Annotated in this window: 19 protein-coding genes; 12 read left to right on the top strand and 7 right to left on the bottom strand. The window is 71.9% G+C overall.

All coding sequences use genetic code 11. The annotated features are described in order from the left end of the window. The first annotated feature begins 277 nt into the window (after window positions 1-277). The 4 genes from H9Y04_RS06820 to H9Y04_RS06805 all read left to right on the top strand — a co-directional run bounded on the left by H9Y04_RS06820 (window position 278) and on the right by H9Y04_RS06805 (window position 4,537). The gene (locus tag H9Y04_RS06820; protein WP_187812755.1) at window positions 278-1,306 is read left to right on the top strand and encodes a C40 family peptidase; all 1,029 of its coding nucleotides are present in this window, start codon (window positions 278-280) and stop codon (window positions 1,304-1,306) included. Window positions 1,307-1,739: 433 nt separating this feature from the next. Further along, window positions 1,740-2,765, top strand: a complete 1,026-nt coding sequence (locus H9Y04_RS06815; RefSeq protein ID WP_187812754.1) for a C40 family peptidase — start codon at window positions 1,740-1,742, stop codon at window positions 2,763-2,765. Window positions 2,766-2,840: 75 nt separating this feature from the next. Further along, window positions 2,841-4,031, top strand: coding sequence for a hypothetical protein (locus H9Y04_RS06810; protein WP_187812753.1), 1,191 nt, complete (start codon window positions 2,841-2,843; stop codon window positions 4,029-4,031). 47 nt (window positions 4,032-4,078) lie between these two features. Continuing rightward, window positions 4,079-4,537 (top strand): helix-turn-helix domain-containing protein, encoded by a 459-nt coding sequence (locus H9Y04_RS06805; protein WP_187812752.1) that lies wholly within the window; start codon window positions 4,079-4,081, stop codon window positions 4,535-4,537. A gap of 168 nt (window positions 4,538-4,705) precedes the next feature. Here H9Y04_RS06805 and H9Y04_RS06800 read toward each other — a convergent pair whose 3' ends face one another. Continuing rightward, window positions 4,706-5,230, bottom strand: a complete 525-nt coding sequence (locus H9Y04_RS06800) for a PadR family transcriptional regulator (protein ID WP_187812751.1) — start codon at window positions 5,228-5,230, stop codon at window positions 4,706-4,708. 138 nt (window positions 5,231-5,368) lie between these two features. Between H9Y04_RS06800 and H9Y04_RS06795 the strand changes: the two genes are divergently transcribed. Continuing rightward, window positions 5,369-6,715 carry an MATE family efflux transporter gene (locus H9Y04_RS06795; RefSeq protein WP_187812750.1) on the top strand — a complete coding sequence of 449 codons (1,347 nt, stop codon included), beginning with the start codon at window positions 5,369-5,371 and terminating at the stop codon, window positions 6,713-6,715. Here H9Y04_RS06795 and H9Y04_RS06790 read toward each other — a convergent pair. Then, window positions 6,679-7,953 carry a glycosyltransferase 87 family protein gene (locus tag H9Y04_RS06790; protein WP_187812749.1) on the bottom strand — a complete coding sequence of 425 codons (1,275 nt, stop codon included), beginning with the start codon at window positions 7,951-7,953 and terminating at the stop codon, window positions 6,679-6,681. The two genes, H9Y04_RS06795 and H9Y04_RS06790, sit on opposite strands and share 37 nt — an antisense overlap. A 169-nt stretch (window positions 7,954-8,122) precedes the next feature. Between H9Y04_RS06790 and H9Y04_RS06785 the strand changes: the two genes are divergently transcribed. Then, complete coding sequence (locus tag H9Y04_RS06785) at window positions 8,123-9,265, top strand: glycosyltransferase family 4 protein (RefSeq protein ID WP_187812748.1); 1,143 nt, start codon at window positions 8,123-8,125, stop codon at window positions 9,263-9,265. 103 nt (window positions 9,266-9,368) lie between these two features. Here the strand turns inward: H9Y04_RS06785 and H9Y04_RS06780 are convergent, their stop codons facing one another. Further along, entirely contained in the window at window positions 9,369-11,162 is a 1,794-nt protein-coding gene (locus H9Y04_RS06780; RefSeq protein ID WP_187812747.1) for an AMP-dependent synthetase/ligase, read from the bottom strand. Window positions 11,163-11,483: 321 nt separating this feature from the next. Between H9Y04_RS06780 and H9Y04_RS06775 the strand changes: the two genes are divergently transcribed. The 6 genes from H9Y04_RS06775 to H9Y04_RS06750 all read left to right on the top strand — a co-directional run bounded on the left by H9Y04_RS06775 (window position 11,484) and on the right by H9Y04_RS06750 (window position 16,675). Next, on the top strand, window positions 11,484-12,245 hold the full coding sequence (locus H9Y04_RS06775) for a metallophosphoesterase family protein (protein ID WP_187812746.1): 762 nt from the start codon (window positions 11,484-11,486) through the stop codon (window positions 12,243-12,245). Window positions 12,246-12,419: 174 nt separating this feature from the next. After that, a complete protein-coding gene (locus H9Y04_RS06770; RefSeq protein ID WP_187812745.1) occupies window positions 12,420-12,860 on the top strand; it encodes an SRPBCC family protein in 441 nt (146 codons plus the stop codon). 147 nt (window positions 12,861-13,007) lie between these two features. After that, a complete protein-coding gene (locus tag H9Y04_RS06765) occupies window positions 13,008-14,135 on the top strand; it encodes an ArsA family ATPase (protein ID WP_187812744.1) in 1,128 nt (375 codons plus the stop codon). Window positions 14,136-14,353: 218 nt separating this feature from the next. After that, the gene (locus H9Y04_RS06760; RefSeq protein ID WP_187812743.1) at window positions 14,354-14,785 is read left to right on the top strand and encodes a DUF5304 domain-containing protein; all 432 of its coding nucleotides are present in this window, start codon (window positions 14,354-14,356) and stop codon (window positions 14,783-14,785) included. Window positions 14,786-14,884: 99 nt separating this feature from the next. Continuing rightward, complete coding sequence (locus tag H9Y04_RS06755; RefSeq protein ID WP_187812742.1) at window positions 14,885-15,838, top strand: ROK family glucokinase; 954 nt, start codon at window positions 14,885-14,887, stop codon at window positions 15,836-15,838. A gap of 69 nt (window positions 15,839-15,907) precedes the next feature. Beyond that, window positions 15,908-16,675, top strand: coding sequence for an endonuclease/exonuclease/phosphatase family protein (locus H9Y04_RS06750; protein ID WP_187812741.1), 768 nt, complete (start codon window positions 15,908-15,910; stop codon window positions 16,673-16,675). A 4-nt stretch (window positions 16,676-16,679) separates the two neighbouring features. Here H9Y04_RS06750 and H9Y04_RS06745 read toward each other — a convergent pair whose 3' ends face one another. The 4 genes from H9Y04_RS06745 to H9Y04_RS06730 form a co-directional block, all read right to left on the bottom strand. Further along, the gene (locus H9Y04_RS06745; RefSeq protein WP_187812740.1) at window positions 16,680-17,702 is read right to left on the bottom strand and encodes a CU044_5270 family protein; all 1,023 of its coding nucleotides are present in this window, start codon (window positions 17,700-17,702) and stop codon (window positions 16,680-16,682) included. Further along, window positions 17,699-18,316 (bottom strand): RNA polymerase sigma factor, encoded by a 618-nt coding sequence (locus tag H9Y04_RS06740; RefSeq protein ID WP_187812739.1) that lies wholly within the window; start codon window positions 18,314-18,316, stop codon window positions 17,699-17,701. Before H9Y04_RS06740 ends, H9Y04_RS06745 begins: the two co-directional genes overlap by 4 nt. Before the next feature lie 153 nt (window positions 18,317-18,469). Further along, a complete protein-coding gene (locus H9Y04_RS06735; RefSeq protein ID WP_187812738.1) occupies window positions 18,470-19,102 on the bottom strand; it encodes a hypothetical protein in 633 nt (210 codons plus the stop codon). Next, window positions 19,095-19,880, bottom strand: a complete 786-nt coding sequence (locus H9Y04_RS06730) for an alpha/beta hydrolase (protein WP_187813070.1) — start codon at window positions 19,878-19,880, stop codon at window positions 19,095-19,097. Before H9Y04_RS06730 ends, H9Y04_RS06735 begins: the two co-directional genes overlap by 8 nt. Window positions 19,881-20,086: the final 206 nt, after the last annotated feature.

The raw sequence follows: 20,086 nt of genomic DNA, 5'->3' as shown, positions 1-20,086 counted from the left end.
CCGACTATCGAGGCAATCGTCAACTCCTGTGACGTATGCCCGAATTCGCGAGACCTTCACACGACGTAGCGTCAACCCTCCATCACTGCACGTGGGTTCTCGGTAAAGAAAACGTCCCGCGAGCGATTTTTTGTCACCTGAGTTTGAACTGATCACAGGAAGGTCACTAAGGTCACGCTCGAACCTTCGCACGGTTGATCACCCATAAGGGGTGACGGCAGGTTCACCGCCCGCCGGTTCGTTCGGTAGGCGGCTTGAGGAGAAGGAGCCCGCCTTCGTGGCGTCCCACCGTCGACCCAAGCAGCCGAGCCGCACCCGTGTGACCGTGCTCACCGCGACCGCAGCCGCCGCCGTTGCGCTCACCTCCCAGACCGCGCAGGCCGACGACAAGCCCACGAAGGCCGAAGTCAAGGCGAAGGTCGACAAGTTGTACGAGGAGGCCGAGAAGGCCACCGAGAAGTACAACGGCGCCAAGGAGCAGCAGGGCAAGCTCCAGGACGACATCGACGAGCTCCAGGACAAGGTCGCCCGCGGCCAGGACGAGCTCAACGAGCTGCGCGACAGCCTCGGTTCGATGGCCAGCGCCCAGTACCGCAGCGGCGGCATCGACCCGACGGTCCAGCTCTTCCTGTCGTCCGACCCGGACACGTACCTGGACAAGGCCTCCACGCTCGACCAGCTGACCGCCAAGCAGGCCGGCGCCCTGGAGAAGATCCAGGACAAGCAGTGCACCCTCGCGCAGCAGCGCAAGGAAGCCACGCAGAAGCTGAACGACCTCGAGGACACCCGCGAGGAGCTCGGCAAGAAGAAGAAGGAAGTCCAGGGCAAGCTCGGCGAGGCGCAGAAGCTCCTCAACACCCTGACCGCCAAGGAGCGCGCCGCGCTCGCCGAAGAGGACGCGCGTGCCAGCCGCGCCTCCGGCGACCGGGTCGACCTCAGCGGTGCCGCGCAGGGCTCCGGCCGTGCGATGGCCGCCTTCCAGGCCGCCCAGGGCAAGATCGGTTCGCCGTACGTCTACGGCGCCTCGGGCCCCGGCTCCTTCGACTGCTCGGGCCTGACCTCCTGGGCCTACGGCCAGGCCGGCGTCCAGATACCCCGGACCTCGCAGGCGCAGGCCAGCTATGGCACGCGCATATCCTCGCAGTCCGACCTCAAGGTCGGTGACCTGGTCATCTTCTACAGCGACCTGCACCACGTCGGCTTCTACGCGGGCAACGGCCAGGTGCTGCACGCTCCCAAGCCCGGTGCCAGCGTGCGCTACGAGTCGATCAACAACATGCCGTACATGTTCGGCGTCCGTATCTGACGTCCCGTGCCCTCTCCGGAGGGCGCTCATGCACGGTGACCCGCCCTCCGAACGGGCGAATTCCCGCATAGTCTGCTGACCCCACGCCCCGCCGTCGACCTGCGTCGATGGTGGGGCGTCGTGTTGCGCGCTTGCGCCGCCGGGCCCTGAGTCGGTGATAGCTTCCGCGTCGTTCGCCCGCGCTCTCGCCGGGCGGACCTACCGCCGGACGGGCGGGACGTGATGCCTGCGGAGGCTCCGAGGTGCCGGAACTGCGGTTTCGGCGGGGGCCGTTGAAGCGGGAACCCGCCGGAAGCCGTTCGCGCCGCGGACGGCAGGCCGGAGGCCCCAGGAGGTTCGCAAGGGGCCGGACGTCCGCACTGCCGCTGATCTCCGGCAGCCCGCCGCTCACGAGGGCGGGCGGCAGCGGCAGCAGGAAGGAGAGCCGTACCCCGTGGGGTCCCATCGCCGTCAGGCATCCTCCGGTTTCGACCGGGGCGCCCGCGTCACCGTCCTGTCCGCGGCCATGGCCACCGCCGCCGCGACCCTCGCCACCGCACCGGCCGGCGCCGACCCGGGGGAGCCCGCGGGCGGCACCCGGGCCAAGGTCGACCGGCTCTACGCGGAGGCCGAGCGGGCAACGGAGGCGTACAACAAGGCGGATGAGCAGGCCGGGAAGCTGCGCGAGCAGATCGACCGGGCCAAGGACCGGGTCGCGCGCGGCCAGGAGCGGATCAACACCATGCGGGGCGCGCTCGGTTCGCTCGCCGGCGCGCAGTACCGCTCCGGCGGGATCGACCCGACGCTCGCCCTGATGCTGTCCGAGAACCCGGACACGTATCTGGACAAGGCCGCCACGCTCGACCGGATCAGCGCGCGGCACGCCGCCGGGCTCGCCGATCTCCAGGAGGCCCAGCGCAAGCTGGCGCAGCAGCGGGACGAGGCGCAGCACAAGCTGGCCGAACTGGAGAAGTCCCGCAAGACCGTGGCCCGGCAGAAGCGGATCGTGGAGAAGAAGCTCGCCGAGGCGCGCCGGCTCCTGAACTCCCTGCCGGGTGCCGAACGGGCCGCGTTCGACCGGGCTTCGCGCTCGGGCCGCACCGAGATGCCCGCGCTCGGCGGCGCCCCCGCCTCCGCGCGGGCCGCGTCCGCGATCGCCGCCGCCCGGCAGGCTGTCGGGCGGCCGTACGTGTGGGGCGCCAGCGGACCGTACGGGTTCGACTGCTCGGGTCTGACGCAGTGGGCGTACTCGCAGGCGGGCGTGGGCCTGCCGCGGACCTCGCAGGCCCAGCGCTACGCGGGGCGGCAGGTCTCCCTCGCGGAGGCGCAGCCCGGCGACCTGGTGACGTACCGCGACGACGCCAGCCATATCGGGATGTACATGGGCAACGGCCAGGTGGTGCACGCGCCCTACCCCGGGGCTCCGGTGCGCTACGACCCCGTCGGAATGATGCCGATCTCCTCGGTGACGAGGGTCTGACGGACGGGCCCGGCCGGTGCGGGACGCCTCGCGCAGGCGTCCCGCACCGGCCCGGCCCCCCGTACGATCGAGAATGTGGCTGGTCGAAGGCGTGTGAGAGCCGGGGTTGCAGGGCTCGTCGTGGGGGCGGCGCTCGCCGGGTGTGCCGGGGTGCCGAGCGAGCCTGCCGACCACCGGGCGGTCAGGGAGCTCCTGGAGCGCAGGGCCGCCGCGGTGCTCGCCGGTGATGCCGGGGCCTTCCGGGCGACCGAGGCCGACGGGGACGCCGACGAGCTGGACGATCTGGCCCAAGTGCCGCTCAGCGCCTGGAAGTACGAGCTGATCCGCCTGGAGCCGGCCGGCGGCGAAGCGACCGCCACGGTGCGGCTTCAGTACCGGATCACCGGTTACGACCTCGCCCCGATCACCGCGGAACGCACTCTGAAGCTGCGCGGCGGGGACGGCACCTGGCGCGTCGCCTCCGACCGGCCCCGGAGCAAGGGCGCGGAGCAGCTCTGGGAGCAGGGTGAGGTCAAGGTCGTGCAGGGGCAGCACAGTCTCGTACTCGGCGTCGGCCGCAGCACCGAGAGACTGCGCCGTTACGCGGATCTCGCGGACCGGGCCGTCCCCGCGGTCCAGGAGGTGTGGGGCAAGGGCTGGTCGGGGCGCGTGGTCGTCCTCGTGCCGCAGTCCCTGGACGCCATGGGCAAGCTGCTCGGCGCGCCCGCCTCCGGCTATCAGGGCATCGCCGCCGTCACCACCGGCGAGGCGGGCGGGTCCGGCGAGGCGCCGGCGGACCGGATCATCCTCAACCCCGAAGCGTTCGACGTGCTGGGCGACTTCGGACAGCAGGTGGTGCTCACGCACGAGACCACCCATGTCGCCACGCGCACCGCCACCACCCCGGCGACTCCGCTGTGGTTCTCGGAGGGGTTCGCCGACTGGCTCGGCTACCGCGGCTCCGGCCGTACGGCGCAGCAGGCGGCCCCGGAGCTCGACCAGGCGCTCGACCGCTCGGAGCAGCCCGTCGCGCTGCCCGCGGACGACGAGTTCGCCTTCGCGGGCAACGCGTCACGGCTCGCCCAGGCGTACGAGGGCGGCTGGCTGGCCTGCAAGCTGATCGCCGAGCGGTGGGGCGAACAGAAACTGCTCGCCTTCTACAAGGCGGTCGGCGCGCACGAACGGCGGGACGGGGCGGTGGAGGACGCGCTCGACGAGGTGCTCGGCACGGATCTGGAGCGGTTCACGGGGGAGTGGCGGGAGTACGTGCGGCAGGAGCTGACGTAAGGACTCACATTCCGGCCTCGGCGAGCGCGGCGGGATGGTGCCGCACCGTGGCCGCCGAAAGACCGGTGGCGCCGGTGAGCTCGTCCATCGCGAGCAGGCCCGCGCCCGACCTCCCCGGGGGCGGCGCCGAGGACCGTGCCCACCGCGACCTGGCGGGCGCCCTCGTCGACGCCCTCGCGGCCGGCGCGCCCTCCGCCCGTGACGCGGGACGGACCTGGGGCAGCCGCCTCGCTCGGACCGTGGCTCCCGCTCCGGCGGCCGAGCGTGTGCACGGGCACGCCGCGCGCCTCGGCTTCGGTCCCGAAACGGTGCCCGCCCCGGCCGGCATCGAGCGGATCCTGCTGCACGGGTGCCCGTACCGCGATCTGGCCCGCAGGGCGCCCGAGGTGGTCTGCGCCCTGCACCAGGGCGTGCTCGACGGCCTGCTCGAACGCGACGCCGTCCGGGCCGAGTTGCATCCCTTCCTCGCGCCGGATCTGTGCGGGGCCGACCTCGTGGCCCGCTGAATCCCTCACGTTTCTCGTTTCCCAGGAGGACCCGTGTTCCCGATCCGCATAGACACGGAGTACGTGCGCGGTGACATGCCCGTCACCCGGATCGACCCGCCGGGCGCACCGTTCCGTCAGCCGGCGGCCGTGCGGATCCAGGTGCCCGCGAGGCGTAAGCGGGGCGCGTCAGGACTCCAGCTCCGCGATGGCCTCCGTCAGCCACTTCTTCTCCTCGGTGCCGGTGGCCCGGGCGATCCGCAGCATTCCCCGGCGGAACAGGTCGGGCTCGGTCTCCGCCCTGACCGGCGTCCCGTCCTCGTAGAAGAAGCTCGCCGGCGCCGAGAGGAACTCCTGGCGCCGCCGCAGCACCGCGGCCTGCTCGGCGCGGTCGGGCAGTTGGCCGAGGAAGGCGAGCAGCGTGAAGAAGCGCTGGCCGTCGGTGATGTCCACGTCCTTCGGCGAACGCAGCCGCTCGTGCAGCTCGGCCCGGCCCTCGGGGGTGAGCGAGAGGATGCGGCGCGGGACGGCCCCGGTGCCCGGTTCCGTGCGCTGGTCGAGCTTTCCCGCCTTCACCAGGCGGTTGAGCGCGGGGTAGAGCGCGCCGTCGCTGACCGGGCGGACATGGCCGCTGAGGCCCTGGATGCGGGCCTTCAACTCATAGCCGTGCAAAGAGCGTTCACCGAGAAAGCCCAGGATCGTCAGTTCCAGCACGCTGTCCCCTGCCCTCGTCTTCGGCTTCGCCGCCGGCTCCGTCTTCGGCTCGCACGCAAGCTTGCCGGTCGCCCGAGCCCCATGGTATCTCTCGTCGAGGTACCTCGATTCGAGGTATAGCGAAACGAGGGGGTTGGGATGCGAGACGCCAAGGCGGCGGCCGAGTACGTGACAGAGGGGCGGGGGCACAGGCGGCGTCTCGTGGCCCTCGCGTATCCCGTCTACTTCGAACTGCTCGCCTCGGTCGCCGCAGGCATCGTCACGATGATCTGGGTCGCCCGGCTCGGCGGCTCCGCCGTCGCCGCCGTGGCCGTCGCGACCAACGTCGAGAACCTGCTGCTCGGCCTCGCCCTGATCGGCGGCTCCGGTACGACGGTCCTGGTGGCGCACGCCCGAGGGGCGGGCGACACGGCCGCGCGGCGCGGGGCGGTCACCGGCGGCTGGGCGGTGTGCGCGGTGCTCGCGCCGGCCGTGGCGGTCGGCGGGTTCCTGCTGCGCGAACCGATCGCCGCGCTCGTACTCGGCGGGGCCGAGGGGCCCGAAGTCGCTCTCGCCGCCGCCTACTTCGCGATCTCGCTGCCCGGCTCCGCACTGCTCTTCGCCCAGCTCCAGCTGGACGCGGTCCTCAAGGGCGGCGGAGACACCCGCACTCCGATGCGCCTCGCGCTGCTCGCGGGCGGGCTGATTCTTGTGCTCGATCCGCTGCTCATCGACGCGTACGGCATCCAGGGCGCGGCACTCGCCATGGCGCTCGGCCGTGCGGTCGCCCTGTGCTGCGGACTGCTCGTGCTGCGCCGGCACCGTACGGCGGGACCGAGGGTGGCGGTGGTCCGCGCGGCGCTGCGCACGCTGCGGACCGGGCTGCCGATGGGCGCGGACTTCCTGCTGCGGATGGCGGCGACGCTCGCCCTGGTCGCGGTCGTCGGGCGGCTCGGAGTGGCCTCCGTCGCCGCGTACGGGATCGCCACCAAGGCGATGTACGTGGCCACCATGGCCTTCTATGCCGTACGGCAGGCCGCCGCGATCCACACCGCGCACCTTCTCGGCGGGGAGCTCGAGGGGCGCGAGGGGTACCGACTCGTCGGGCGGCAGACCCTGTTGGTGGCCGGCACGCTCGGCACTCTCGCGGCCGGGCTGCTGTGCGCGGGCGCCCCCGCGGTGCTCGCCGCCTTCGGGGCCGGGCCCGAAGTGGCGGGGCAGGGGGCCGTGTTCCTGCGCTGCCTGGGTCCGTATCTGGTCCTGCTCGCCTGCTTCATCGCGCTCGGCGGTGTCCTCGAAGGCAGCGGGCACAGCGCCCGGCTGCTGCGGATCACCGCCCTTGGCGCCCTGGTCCAACTGCCGCTCGCGTACGCCCTGTCAGGGCTCGGCCTCGCCGGTGTGGCCCTGGCGATGGGGCTCGCGGCGGCGGTGCAGTGCGCCGCGCTCGGGCTGCTCGTGCGGCGCGTGCGTCAGATGCCGGCGCCGGTCTTCTCGCGTGCCGCCTGAGCCGGCAGGCCCGCGCGCTCACGCGGTTCGGCGACGGTCTGCCGCCACAGCCGCCGGGCGGCGAGCAGCGTGGCCGCCACGAGCAGCCCGTTGCGCACGGACAGGAGCGTGATGCCCCAGAGGTCGCTCGCCGCCACGTGCGAGAACCAGATCGGGAACTCCAGGAATGTGACCCCCGTCGCCGCCAGGGTGAGCAGCGCGGGCCCGCGCATCCGGCTCGTACGGAAGATCAGGCAGACCGCGGCCAGGCCCACCAGCCACAGCAGATACTGCGGGCTGATCACCCGGCTCGTGACCGTGAACAGGAGCACCGCGGTGAACGCCGCGTCCGCGGGCGTGGACGGCGCCCAGACGCGGGCCCGCACCCGCCACAGGAGCAGCCAGCCGAAGGCCGCCGCCGTGAGCGCCTGGGCGGCGGTGGTGACGAACGGGACGTACGGGCCGAGGAATTCCACCGAGCCGTAGTTGAGCTGCATGAGGCCGGGCCAGCCCAAGTGGCGGGCCACATGGAAGGGCAGCGCGCCGAGCGATTCGACCTCCGTGCCGCGGTCGCGCTGGAAGCCGAGGAAGGCGAGCGCGCCCGGCATCGTCACCGTGAACGCCAGGGTCAGGGCGAGCGCCGTCGCCACCGCGGTGGTCCAGGCCTGGCGGGTGGCGCGCGCGGGAGGAGTGCCGATCAGGAGCAGCGCGGGCCAGACCTTGAGCAGGGCGCCGAGCGCGACCAGGGCGCCTTGCGTGCGGGCGTGCCGGGCGCCCGCGAGCAGGGCGGTCACGGCGACCGCGGTGACGAACAGGTCGTAGCGGGCGTACGCGGTCGGGCCGAGCAGCGGCACCCCGGCGACCCACACCCAGGCGCCCGCTGCCGACTTGCCGGGCCGGCCCGCCGCGTACCGGAGGAGTCCGAGCACCACCGCGTCCGTGACGAACGCGAGGACGAAGAAGGCAGAGGTGTATGCGAGGAACGGCAGCAGCGCGGGCGCCAGGACCGGGAGCGCGGCGGCCGGCGGGTACTGCCAGGTGACATCGTCCAGCGGGAACGTTCCGGTGCGCAGGATCTCGAACCAGCTCTGGTAGATGACCTCGACATCGCCGGTGACGTCGGGACCCGGGGCTGTGAACACCTTGAAGACCCAGAGCAGCAGCAGGGCGCGCGTGGGCAGCCAGACGGCCAGGAGCCGGACCGTCAGGGGGAGTTGTGCGAGCGTGCGGAGAAGATCGGGTCGCTGAGCGGACGTCATGTGTGCCTTGCCCGTATTTGTGCCGAGTTATGGGCAGTCATGATGCCGTCGGCGCGCGGGGGAAGGGGTGAGGCGCGACGACCGGGTGGCAGCGGCGGGGCCGGGGGTGAGGCGCGACCGGCGGTGGCCGCGGCGCGGGCCCGGGCGCCTTCGGCTACTGTCGGCGTCGATGCACAAGACCCTGATCGTCACGAACGACTTCCCGCCCCGCCCCGGTGGCATCCAGGCCTTCCTGCACAACATGGCGCTGCGTCTGGACCCCGAGCAGATCGTCGTCTACGCCTCCACCTGGAAGCGCGGCCACGAAGGCGCCGAGGCGACCGCCGCCTTCGACGCGGAGCAGCCCTTCAAGGTCGTACGGGACCGTACGACGATGCTTCTGCCGACCCCGCGCGTCACCCGGCGGGCCGTCTCGCTGCTTGAGGAGCACGGCTGTACGTCGGTGTGGTTCGGCGCGGCCGCGCCGCTCGGCCTGATGGGCGGGGCGCTGCGCAAGGCGGGTGCGACCCGGCTGGTCGCCACCACCCACGGGCACGAGGCGGGCTGGGCCCAGCTGCCCGCATCGCGGCAACTGCTTCGCAGGATCGGCGAGTCGACGGACACGATCACCTATCTCGGGGAGTACACGCGGTCGCGTATCGCCGCGGCGCTCACCCCCGAGGCCGCGGCGCGCATGGTGCAACTGCCGCCCGGCGTCGACGAGAAGACCTTCCACCCGGGCTCGGGCGGGGCCGAGGTGCGGGCCCGGCTCGGGTTCAGCGACCGGCCGGTGATCGTCTGCGTCTCGCGGCTCGTGCCGCGCAAGGGGCAGGACACGCTGATCGAGGCCATGCCGCTGATCCTGGCGAAGGTGCCGGACGCGGTGCTGCTCATCGTGGGCGGCGGCCCGTACGAGAAGGATCTGCGCAAGCTGGCCGCGGAGACCGGGGTCGCCGGGTCCGTGCACTTCACCGGGTCCGTGCCGTGGAGCGAACTGCCCGCGCACTACGGGGCGGGCGATGTGTTCGCCATGCCGTGCCGTACGCGGCGCGGCGGCCTCGACGTCGAGGGCCTCGGCATCGTCTACCTGGAGGCCTCCGCCACCGGACTGCCCGTCGTCGCCGGTGACTCGGGCGGGGCGCCGGACGCGGTGCTCGACGGGGAGACCGGGTGGGTGGTGCGGGGCGGCTCCGCAGAGGAGTCCGCGGAGCGGGTCGTCGCGCTGCTGCTCGACCCCGAGCTGCGGGCCCGGATGGGGACGCGGGGGCGGCAGTGGGTCGAGGAGAAGTGGCGCTGGGATCTGCTGGCGGAGAAGCTGAAGGAACTGCTCTAGGGCATACGGGGAGCAGGGCATACGGAGTGGGGGGGCCCCCCCCCGCGGGGGGGGCCCCCCCCCGGGGCGGGGGGGCCCCCCACTCCGTATGCCCTGCGGGGAATCAGCCCCGGTAGATCGCCTCGATCTCGTCCGCGAAGTCCTTCGCCACGACGTTCCGCTTCAGCTTCAGGGACGGCGTCAGATGGCCCGACTCCTCCGAGAACTGGGAGGCGAGGATGCGGAACTTGCGTACGGACTCGGCCTTCGAGACCGCCGCGTTGCCGTCGTCCACCGCGCCCTGGATCGTGGCGAGCAGCTCGGGGTCCTTGCGCAGGTCCGCCGCCTCGACCGAGGCCTTGCCGTGCTCGGCGGCCCAGCGGGCCAGGAACTCCTCGTCGAGGGTGACCAGGGCGCCCACGAACGGACGGCCGTCGCCGACCACCATGCACTCGGCGACCAGGGCGTGCGCGCGGATCCGGTCCTCGATCACCGCGGGCGCGACGTTCTTGCCGCCGGCCGTGACGATGATCTCCTTCTTGCGGCCGGTGATCGCGAGATAGCCGTCCTCGTCGAGCGTGCCGATGTCCCCGGTGTGGAACCAGCCGTCGGCAAGCGCCTCCGCGGTCGCGCCCTCGTTGTTCCAGTAGCCCGCGAACAAGTGCTCACCGTGCAGCAGGACTTCGCCGTCGTCGGCGATCCGCACGACCGAGCCGGGCAGCGGCTGGCCGACCGTGCCGATCTTCTGGCGGTCCCAGGGGTTGAACGCGGTCGCGGCGCACGACTCGGTGAGGCCGTAGCCCTCGAGGACCGTGAAGCCGATGCCGCGGAAGAAGTGGCCGAGCCGCTCGCCGAGCGGGGCGCCGCCCGAGATCGCGTACTCGCCGCGGCCGCCGAGCACCGCGCGCAGCTTGCTGAAGACGAGCTTGTCGAAGGCCTTGTGCTTCAGCTTGAGGCCGAGCGACGGGCCGGACGGGGTGTCGAGCGCGCGGCTGTACGCGATCGCCGTGTCCGCCGCCTTGTCGAAGATCTTGCCCTTGCCGTCCGCCTGCGCCTTGGCGCGCGCCGAGTTGTAGACCTTCTCGAAGACGCGCGGGACGCCGAGGATCAACGTCGGCCGGAACGAAGCCAGTTCGTCCGTGAGGTGCTTGATGTCCGGTACGTGACCGAGCTTGATGGGCGCCATCATGGGCGCGACCTGCACCAGGCGCCCGAAGACATGCGCGAGCGGCAGGAACAGCAGGACCGAGCACTCGCCCGTACGGAACAGGGGGCGAAGGCGCTCCACCACGTTGCCGCACTCCGCGAAGAAGCTGCGGTGGGTGAGTACACAGCCCTTGGGGCGGCCGGTGGTGCCCGAGGTGTAGACGATCGTCGCCGGGTCGTCGGCCTTCGCCACGGCCGAGCGCTCGTCGACGGTCTCGTCGGTGACCTCGGCGCCCGCGGCGCGCAGGCCGTCCAGGCCGCCGCCCTCGATCTGCCAGACGTTCGCCAGCGCGGGGAGCCGGTCGCGTACGGACCCGACCGCCTCGGCGTGGGCGTCCAGCTCCACGAAGCAGCCGACCGCGCCCGAGTCGCCGAGGATCCACTGGATCTGCTCGGGCGAGCTCGTCTCGTACACGGGGACCGTGACCGCGCCCGCGCTCCAGATCGCGAAGTCGAGCAGCGTCCACTCGTAGCGCGTACGGGACATCAGGCCGACGCGGTCGCCGGGCTGCACGCCGGAGGCGATGAGGCCCTTGGCCGCGGCACGCACCTCGGCGTAGAAGTCTCTGGCCGTGACGTCCTGCCAAGTGCCGTTCACCTTGCGTCCGATGACCGCGACGTCAGGGTGCTGCGTGGCGTTGCGGTGGACGATGTCGGTCAGATTGCCGTCCGCGGGGACCTCGTAAAGGGCCGGAAGGCTGAACTCGCGCAAGACTGCTGCTCCTCATAGGGCGCCGGCGCCACGACGTTGTGTGCTGCGACGGTGCGGTCCAAGATCGGGCAGGTGCTCGGGTGCCTGGGCTGGTGCGAAGACACGGGAGCACGACTGGACTGCCCGGACGTTACCCATCGGTACGGCTTCTCCGATAGGGGGGCCGGGCCAGATGTTCGCTGCGTCACACGACAAGGCGTTGCACTTCGCACAGTAGTCGACGCTTCCGGCGACTCGGAAGTAACCGCAGGTCCGGTGGGGGTTCCGTGGGGGACTGGTGTGGTCTACCAGGCCGCGGCCCGGGGTTCTAGGGTGATCGGCATGCGAGTGCATGTGGTCAGCGACGTACACGGCAACACCGAGGCGCTCGCCCGCGCGGGCGAGGGCGCCGACGCCCTCGTCTGCCTCGGTGACCTGGTGCTCTTCCTCGATTACGCCGACCACTCGCGCGGCATCTTCCCCGACCTCTTCGGCGCGGAGAACGCCACGCGGCTCGTCGAGCTGCGCACGGAACGCCGTTTCGAGGAGGCCCGCGCCTTCGGTGCCTCGCTCTGGCAGGGGATCGACCGCAACGCGGCGATCGAGAGCGCGGTACGCAGGCAATACGCCGAGATGTTCGCGGCCTTGCCGACCCCGACGTACGCGACGTACGGCAATGTCGACATCCCCCGCCTGTGGAAGGAGTACGCGGGCCCGGGCACCACCGTTCTCGACGGCGAGCGGGTGGAGATCGGGGGCCTCGTCTTCGGCTTCGTCGGCGGCGGACTCAGGACGCCCATGCGCACCCCGTACGAGATCGACGACGAGGAGTACGCGGCGAAGATCGAGGCGGTCGGCGAGGTGGACGTGCTGTGCACGCACATCCCGCCGGAGGTGCCGGAGCTCGTGTACGACACGGTGGCGCGGCGCTTCGAGCGCGGCAGCGTCGCGCTCCTGGAGGCGATACGGCGGACCCGGCCCCGGTACGCCCTCTTCGGGCATGTGCACCAGCCGCTGGTGCGCCGGATGCGGATCGGCGTCACGGAGTGCGTCAACGTCGGGCACTTCGCGGGATCCGGCAGGCCGTGGGCGCTGGAGTGGTGAGCCCGGCCGCTGCCGGCGGCGGTGGAACGGTGAGCCCGGCCGCTCCCGGCGGCCGATCCGTCCCGGCAGCCGAGGCGGCAGGACCCGGGTGCGCTCCGGCGCGGTAGCCTTCACGGCGGCGGGCCCACCCCGCTCGTCCCTTGCATTTCGGCCAGTACTGGAGGAGCCACGGCGATGGCGGAACACACCAGCTCGAGCATCACGATCGAGGCCTCGCCCGCCGAGGTCATGGCGGTGATCGCCGACTTCGCCCGCTACCCCGACTGGACCGGCGAGGTGAAGCAGGCGGAGGTGCTCGAGACCGACGCCGCGGGGCGGGCCGAGCAGGTGCGTCTGGTCATGGACGCCGGCGCGATCAAGGACGACCAGGTGCTCGGCTACACCTGGACCGGGGACAACGAGGTCAGCTGGACGCTGGTCAAGTCCCAGATGCTGCGGGCGCTCGACGGCAGCTATGTGCTCGCGCCTGCGGGCAAGGGCACCGAGGTCACGTACAAGCTCACCGTCGACGTGAAGATCCCGATGCTCGGGATGATCAAGCGCAAGGCGGAGAAGGTCATCATCGACCGGGCGCTTGCGGGTCTGAAGAAGCGGGTGGAGGCGGGCCCCAAGTAGGGCGCGGGTCCACTTCTGTCTGCGGGGTGCGGCGCCTGCGGCGGGCTTCTTCCCCCACCCCGCCCCTTCCCGAAACTGGGGCTGCGCCCCAGACCCCGTATCCGAGCTTCGCTCGGATGTCCTCGAACGCCGGACGGGCTGGTTCTCTTGCGCACCCTCTTTGTCACCGGACCCGGTGGTGCCGGTCGTACCACCGTCGCCGCGGCCACCGCACAGGCCGCCGCGGCGCAGGGGTCCCGGACCCTGCTGCTCGGTGACGACCCGCACGGCGTGGACGGGGTGACCGTCAAGGCGGTGGACCCCGCGCGGCACTTCCGCGCCGAGCTGCTCGCGCTCCAGGAGCGTGCCGCCACGGCCCTCGACCTGTTCGGGGCCCGGCGGCTCGACGACGACGAGCTGACGCCGCTGCCCGGGGCCGCGGAACTCGCCCTGCTCAGGGCGGTGGGCGAGGCGCAGCTGGGTCCGTACGACCTGGTCGTGGTCGATCTGCCGCCCACCGCGCAGGCCCTGGCGGCCCTCGCGCTCCCGGCCCAGCTGCGCCGCTACGTCCGCCGGCTGCTGCCGCCCGAGCGCCAGGCCGCGCGTGCGCTGCGGCCCATGCTCGCCCAGCTCGCGGGCGTGCCCATGCCCGCGCAGTGGCTGTACGAGTCGGCCGCCCGGTGGGATGCGCATCTCGCCGGCGTGCAGGCCGTGATCGAGAGCGAGGACACCGCCGTACGGATCGTCGCGGAGCCCGGCCCCGCGGGCGCCGACGCCGTGCGGACCGCCGCCATGGGGCTTGCGCTGTACGGGCTCAGGACCGAGAGCGTCCTCGCCAACCGCGTCCTGCCGGGGGGCTCCGCCGACCCCTGGCTCGCGGGCCTCGCCGCCCAGCAGGACAAGGTCCTCGCGCAGTGGCGCGGCGACGGACTGCCCGTGGCGGAGGTCGCCCACCTCGGACGCGATCCCCGCGGCGGCGACGACCTGGCCGCGCTCGGTGTCCCGGCCCCGGGACACGTGGCGCCCCAGGAGACCTGGCCGATAGACGACCGCCTCGCCGACGACGGCATCCTCGTGTGGCGGATACCGCTGCCCGGCGCCGTACGCGAGGAGCTCGATCTCGTACGGCGCGGGGACGAACTCGCCGTCACCGCGGGGGAGTTCCGCCGGATCGTGCCGCTGCCGTCAGCACTGCGCCGCTGCACCGTCTCCGGCGCCGGGCTCGCGGACGGCGAGCTGGGCATCCGGTTCACGCCGGACCCGGGCCTGTGGCCGCAGGGGCGGCAGACGACCTGAGTCCGGGAGCGGGAGAGTCCGAGCCCGGGAGCCGCTTGTCCTGAGCGCGGGAGCGGGACAGCCCGAGCCCGGGAGCCGCTCGTCCGACGTCCGGCGGCAGCCCGCCCACCGTCCGGCCGGCTGATCCCGTACCGGCCACACCCTGATCCGCGTACCGCCGTTCGGGTACCGTCGAAGGTACGCAGCCACGTACCGTCCGACCGCCGCAGGAGCCCGCCATGAGCGACACCGAGCGCCCCGCCGACCAGCCCCGAGCGGTCGACGACGACGCATGGGAGAAGGCCTGTGCCGAGGACCTCGCCGCCGAGCGGGCCCGGCGCCGCGCCCAGTACGGCACACCGCCCGGATCCGCCGCCGAGGAACTGCGGCGCCTGGTCGACGCGGTGAGCGAGAAGCTGTCCGGGCTGCAGACCCCGATCGCCGGGATGGCCGCCCAAGGCGCCGTCAACCAGCTGATCAACCAGGCGAAATCGGTCGTCGAACCCGTCATCCAGCGCAATCCCGATGTGTTCGACCACCTCGCAGCCGCCGGATCCGAGCTCCTCGCCGCCTACCGCAGCGCGGTCCAGGGCCACGAGAAGCGGTGGACGGCGGACGACGACCGCACGGACGAAGGCAAGTCCGGCGGGGACCACATCGACTTGGACTAGCGGTCCCGACCCCTGGACTGGCGGCCGCAGCGACCGGCACGGACGTTCCCCTCGGTTAGGCTGGGCGGCAGCGGGGCTCGACCGAAAACTGAGGGACACATGGGACTCACCATCGGCGTCGACATCGGCGGCACGAAGATCGCGGCCGGCGTGGTCGACGAGGAAGGCACGATCCTTTCCACCTTCAAGGTGCCGACTCCCAGCACGCCCGAGGCCATCGTGGACGCGATCGCCTCGGCCGTGGAAGGCGCGCGAGCCGGCCACGAGATCGTGGGCGTGGGCATCGGCGCGGCCGGTTACGTCAACCGTCAGCGCTCCACCGTCTACTTCGCGCCGAACATCGACTGGCGCCACGAGACGCTCAAGGAGAAGGTCGAAGGCCGCGTCGGCCTGCCCGTGGTGGTGGAGAACGACGCGAACGCCGCAGCCTGGGGCGAGTACAAGTTCGGTGCGGGCAAGGGGCATCGCAACGTCATCTGCATCACCCTCGGCACCGGCCTCGGCGGCGGCATCATCATCGGCAACAAGCTGCGCCGCGGACACTTCGGCGTGGCCGCCGAGTTCGGCCACATCCGGATGGTCCCCGACGGCCTTCTGTGCGGCTGCGGCAGCCAGGGCTGCTGGGAGCAGTACGCCTCCGGCAGCGCCCTCGTGCGGTACGCGAAGCAGCGCGCCAACGCCACCCCGGAGAACGCCGAGTTGCTGCTCTCCCTGGGCGACGGCACCCCGGACGGCATCGAGGGCAAGCACATCTCGATGGCCGCCCGCCAGGGCGACCTGGTCGCGGTCGACTCCTACCGTGAGCTGGCCCGTTGGGCCGGCGCCGGTCTGGCCGACCTGGCCTCGCTCTTCGACCCGTCCGCGTTCATCATCGGCGGCGGTCTCTCGGACGAGGGCGAGCTGGTCCTCGACCCCATCCGCAAGTCGTACAAGCGCTGGCTCGTGGGCGGCAACTGGCGCCCGCAGGCCGAGGTGATCGCCGCTCAGCTGGGCAACAAGGCGGGCCTCGTGGGCGCCGCCGACCTGGCCAGGGAGCCCGACCCGGTCATGTGACCCACATGCCGTGACCGTCGCCCGCCGTGTTCCGTACAGGACCGGCGGGCGCTGTCATATCGTGGCCCGGTGACCGGACAGGACCAGCCCATCTCGCTGCCCAACTCCCGTACGGAACCGGACGGTTCGGCCGTCGTCAGGGTGCTCTCGTACAACATCCGCTCGATGCGCGACGACACCGCCGCGCTCGCCCGGGTGATCAGCGCCTGCGACCCCGACCTCGTCCTGATCCAGGAGGCCCCGCGCTTCTTCCGCTGGAACAAGAAGCTCGCCCGCCTCGCCAAGGCCTCGGACCTGGTGATCCTCGGAGGCGGCGCACCGGCCGCGGGCCCGGCGCTGCTGTGCTCGCTGCGCGTCACGGTCGAGCGCACGGAGGACGTGCTGCTTCCCTTGACGCCCGGGCTGCACCGCCGCGGCTTCTCCACGGCCGTCGTACGGATCGCAGGCGCCAGGCTCGGCGTTCTGAGCTGCCATCTGTCCCTGCAGACCGACGAGCGCTACGACCAGGGCGGCATGCTGCTCGACCGGCTCGCGGGCATGGGCGTCGAGCACACGGTGGCGGGCGGCGACCTCAACGACCGGCCGAACGGCCGTACGTTCCGGCTGCTCGCGGGTGCGCTCCAGGACTGCTGGGCGACGAAGCCCTGGGGCGGCGAGTACACCTCGGAGCCGAAGACGCCGCGCCAGCGGATCGACGCGATCTTCGCCTCGCGCGGTATCGAAGTCCTCGGCTGCGGCGTCCCGTTGGGCCACGCGGGCATCTCGGAGACGGACCTGAGGGCGGCCACGGACCATCTGCCGGTCCTGGCCGCCCTCAGGGTGCCCCCCACTCGGTAAAGCTCTACGGGCGCTGCTTGGCCTTGTCGGTGATCGCCCAGCTGTCCAGGTAGGAGAGCTGGGTGTAGCGCTTCATACCGGGGCCGTCACCCGAGGTGCGCTCGTCGCGGAAGCCCAGGAATTCGTAGGTCTCCGGGTCGAAGATGAAGTAGCCGCCCCAACCGGCGACGCCCTCGGGCAGGGTCGGGTCGTCATAGGTGATGGCGATACCGGTACGGCCCTTGGCGTCCCTCTGGTCCGGGACCGTCCGCACGCCGGGGATCATGCCGAGCGCCTCGTACGCGGCCGGGCGCAGGCCCTCCGGCATGACCGGGACGAGCTTGAGGAGTCCGGCGAGATCGAAGTGGACCGAGCTCCACTCCTCGTCGGTGATCCCGTCCAGCGAGTCGTTCTTGTCGTCGGCGCTCGACCTGTACAGCCTGGAGAGGATCAGCTTTTCGGGATCCGTCGGGAGCTTCTCGAGCGTGCCCCAGTCCTGCGGAGGCCAGACGGACTCGTTCTTCTTCAGCGGTTCGGACCACCAGCCCTTGCCGATCTCCATGATCCAGGAGCGCTGGGAGCCGTCCACGGAGCGCCAGATCTCGTCGACGTGGGTCTTGGTCTCGCCCGTCTTGTCGTCGGTCTCCTTGATGATCTCCTTGGTGTAGATGAACTGGTCGTCCCGGGGAGCCGCCGGCTTCTCGTGCTTGCGCTCCCAGGCGGCCGCACCGTTGAGCACGGTCTGGGCGCTGACGTTGGCCATCGGAGGCGCGCTGCTCGCCGGCGGCTTGGCCTGCGGTCCGCCCTGCGGGCCGCTGTCCACGGACACCAGGACCGTGGCGGCCACCGCCGCCGTCACGACACCTGTGGCGAGGATCCGCAGCACGGGCCGTCGCCACAAGGGACGTACGGAGGAAGGCTGTTCGTTGATCGCGGCGAAGAGCCGCACCCGCGCACGATGGCGCGTGTCCTCGTCGAGCGGGGGCGCGTCGGCGTGCCACTCCCTCAAGCGGTCGAGTTCGTCCTGCATGGGCGTCTGCTCTTTCATGGGCGTGCCTCCCGGAAAGCGGTCGGATCGGATCCGCCCAGTGCTTCGCGCAATGTGCTGCGAGCTCGATGCAGCCGTGATCTGACGGTGCCGACCGGGATCCCCAGGGCCTGGGCCGTCTCCTCGTAATCGAGGCCGGCCCACGCGATCAGGAGCACCACGTCGCGGTGGCGCCCGGACAGGCCCGCGAGGGCCGCCGCGAGCTCGCGGCGCACCCCGTGCGCGCCGGCCCGCGCCACCGCCCGGTCGTCCACGGCTTCGTCCGGTTCCACCGGGACCGGCAGCAGGGAGAGCACCTTGAAGCGGCGTGCCTCGCCCCTCTTGTGCCGGCCGATGAGATTGGTCGCGATGCCGAACAGCCAGGGCCGGGCATCGGACCGTTCCCGGTCGTAGCGGTGCCGCAGCCGGAACGCGGTGGTGAAGGTCTCCGCCATCAGATCCTCCGCCGCCTCGGTGCCGAGCCGGCGTGCCGCATAGCGGTGCACCGCGTCGGCATGCCGGTCGAAGAGGACGGCGAACTGCTCGGGCTCATCCCGCGACCGGTCGATCACGCGGGCGTCACTGTCCTCGCGGGTGGCCTCCTCGCGGGTACGGACGCCCGGTTCGACGGTCATCGGGGCTCCTCTCGTCGGGTGAACGCCTCGAAGGCTCGGGCTTGTTGTTCACCGGTACTTCGCCGTACGCCGCGATCTAGTTCCATCCGGTCCGGATACGCGAAGGGCCCGCCCGGAATGAACCGGTACGGGCCCTCGTGCAATCGGTGGCGCTCAGACGACCGCGCCGCGCCCCGGATCCTCGTCGTTCTCGTCCCCGTCGCCCATCCGCATCACCAGCGTGGCGAAGCCGCCCAGGAAGCCGCCGATGCCGAGGGTGGTGAGCCACCATGTCATCGGCCAGCCGAGCAGGACGGCGAGCAGCATCAGGAGAGGGCCGCCGACCACTGCGAGCCAGGCGAACTTGGCGGTGGTGTCGGCCTCCGGCAGCGGCGGCGGCTCCGGCGGTACGAAGTGGCCCTCGTCGCTCTCGTCGAGGTCGTCCTCCGAGGCCTCGGCCACGTCATAGTCACGCGGACCCACGCCCGGGGCGAAGACGATCGAACCGGCCACGGGCTTGTCCGAGCCGGTCTTGGCGGGGCCGCGCTCGGCCTCCTCCGCCTCCGCGACCAGGCCCGCGAGGTCCTCCACGGACTTGAAGGGCTTGGCGCCCGGCGGATCGGCCGGCTGCTCCCCGTATCCGGCGATGATCGCCGCCCAGGCGGCGTCCTCGTCCAGCGGCTCCGGCTTCTGCTCCGGTGCCTCGGGGGACTTGGCCAGCGGATCGCGCAGGGCCGCGTCGTGCTGCTCCTGCTCGTCGTGCTCCTCGCGGCTCTCGTCGCGGTCCGCCGCTTCGTGCTCAGCCACCGGCCGTCGTACCTTCCCGGGAATCCTTCGCGTCGGATGCGAGCCGGTCGACGAAGGAGACGCTCTCCTCGAAGATCCGGTCCGCGTCATGGTCCAACGTCGCCACGTGGTAGCTCTGTTCCAGCAGGATCTCGGTGACGTCCGTGGACGAGACCCGGCCCAGGATGCGCGCCGAGTCGGCCGGCGCGACGACATGGTCCTGCGGGCTGTGCAGCAGCAGGAGCGGCTGGGTGACCTGCGGCAGTTCGGCATCGACGACCCGCGAGAACTGCCGCAGCGAGTGCGCGGCGTGCAGCGGTACGCGGGTGTAGCCGAGCTCCTCGGAGCCCTCCTTGGCGATATCGCTCACGACGCCCTTGGTGGAGCGCACGAAGTGGCGGGCCACCGGCAGGGCGAAGGCCATCGGGTCGTGCATCTTGTTGAACGGGTTCACCAGGACGATGCCGCTGATCGCGTCACCGTGCTTGGCCGCCAGCCGCAGCGTCAGGGCGCCGCCCATCGACAGGCCGAACACGAAGACCTGCGAGCACCGCTCGCTCAGGGCGCGCAGCTCGCGGTCCACCTCCGCGTACCAGTCCTGCCACCCGGTCAGCGCCAGGTCCTGCCAGCGCGTGCCGTGCCCGGGGAGCAGCGGCAGGGACACCGTCAGGCCGCGCGCGGCCAAGTGCTCCGCCCACGGGCGCAGCGACTGCGGGGAACCGGTGAAACCGTGGCAGAGCAGGACGCCGACCTCGCCGCCTTCATGGCGGTAGGGCTCGGCTCCGGGGAGGACCGGCACCATCGGTCTCCTTCTTGAGGCAGGCTCCGGCTCGGGGCCGCCGGAGTCGGGTCGGGAGTTGCGTTCACGGTACGCGACCGGACCGACACCGACCAGGGCCGTTGTGACCCGTCCGCGGCGCCGCGGCCACGGGTTCCCGGGAAGGAGCGCAGGCCCGGCACGGGTTAAGGTCGACGTGACGATACGAGAAAGGCACCTGCGTTGAT

Source organism: Streptomyces polyasparticus (genome assembly GCF_014493765.1).
In the GTDB taxonomy this organism is placed as follows: Bacteria; Actinomycetota; Actinomycetes; order Streptomycetales; family Streptomycetaceae; genus Streptomyces; species Streptomyces polyasparticus.
Note: the sequence above shows the minus strand (reverse complement) of the source record. Positions and strands in the feature narration are given on the sequence as shown.

Coding starts and splice junctions, on each gene's coding strand:
- H9Y04_RS06795 (WP_187812750.1), top strand. CDS start 5,369: ATGCGAGACGCCAAGGCGGCGGCCGAGTACGTGACAGAGGGGCGGGGG.
- H9Y04_RS06790 (WP_187812749.1), bottom strand. CDS start 7,953: ATGACGTCCGCTCAGCGACCCGATCTTCTCCGCACGCTCGCACAACTC.
- H9Y04_RS06785 (WP_187812748.1), top strand. CDS start 8,123: ATGCACAAGACCCTGATCGTCACGAACGACTTCCCGCCCCGCCCCGGT.
- H9Y04_RS06775 (WP_187812746.1), top strand. CDS start 11,484: ATGCGAGTGCATGTGGTCAGCGACGTACACGGCAACACCGAGGCGCTC.
- H9Y04_RS06770 (WP_187812745.1), top strand. CDS start 12,420: ATGGCGGAACACACCAGCTCGAGCATCACGATCGAGGCCTCGCCCGCC.
- H9Y04_RS06760 (WP_187812743.1), top strand. CDS start 14,354: ATGAGCGACACCGAGCGCCCCGCCGACCAGCCCCGAGCGGTCGACGAC.
- H9Y04_RS06755 (WP_187812742.1), top strand. CDS start 14,885: ATGGGACTCACCATCGGCGTCGACATCGGCGGCACGAAGATCGCGGCC.
- H9Y04_RS06745 (WP_187812740.1), bottom strand. CDS start 17,702: ATGAAAGAGCAGACGCCCATGCAGGACGAACTCGACCGCTTGAGGGAG.
- H9Y04_RS06740 (WP_187812739.1), bottom strand. CDS start 18,316: ATGACCGTCGAACCGGGCGTCCGTACCCGCGAGGAGGCCACCCGCGAG.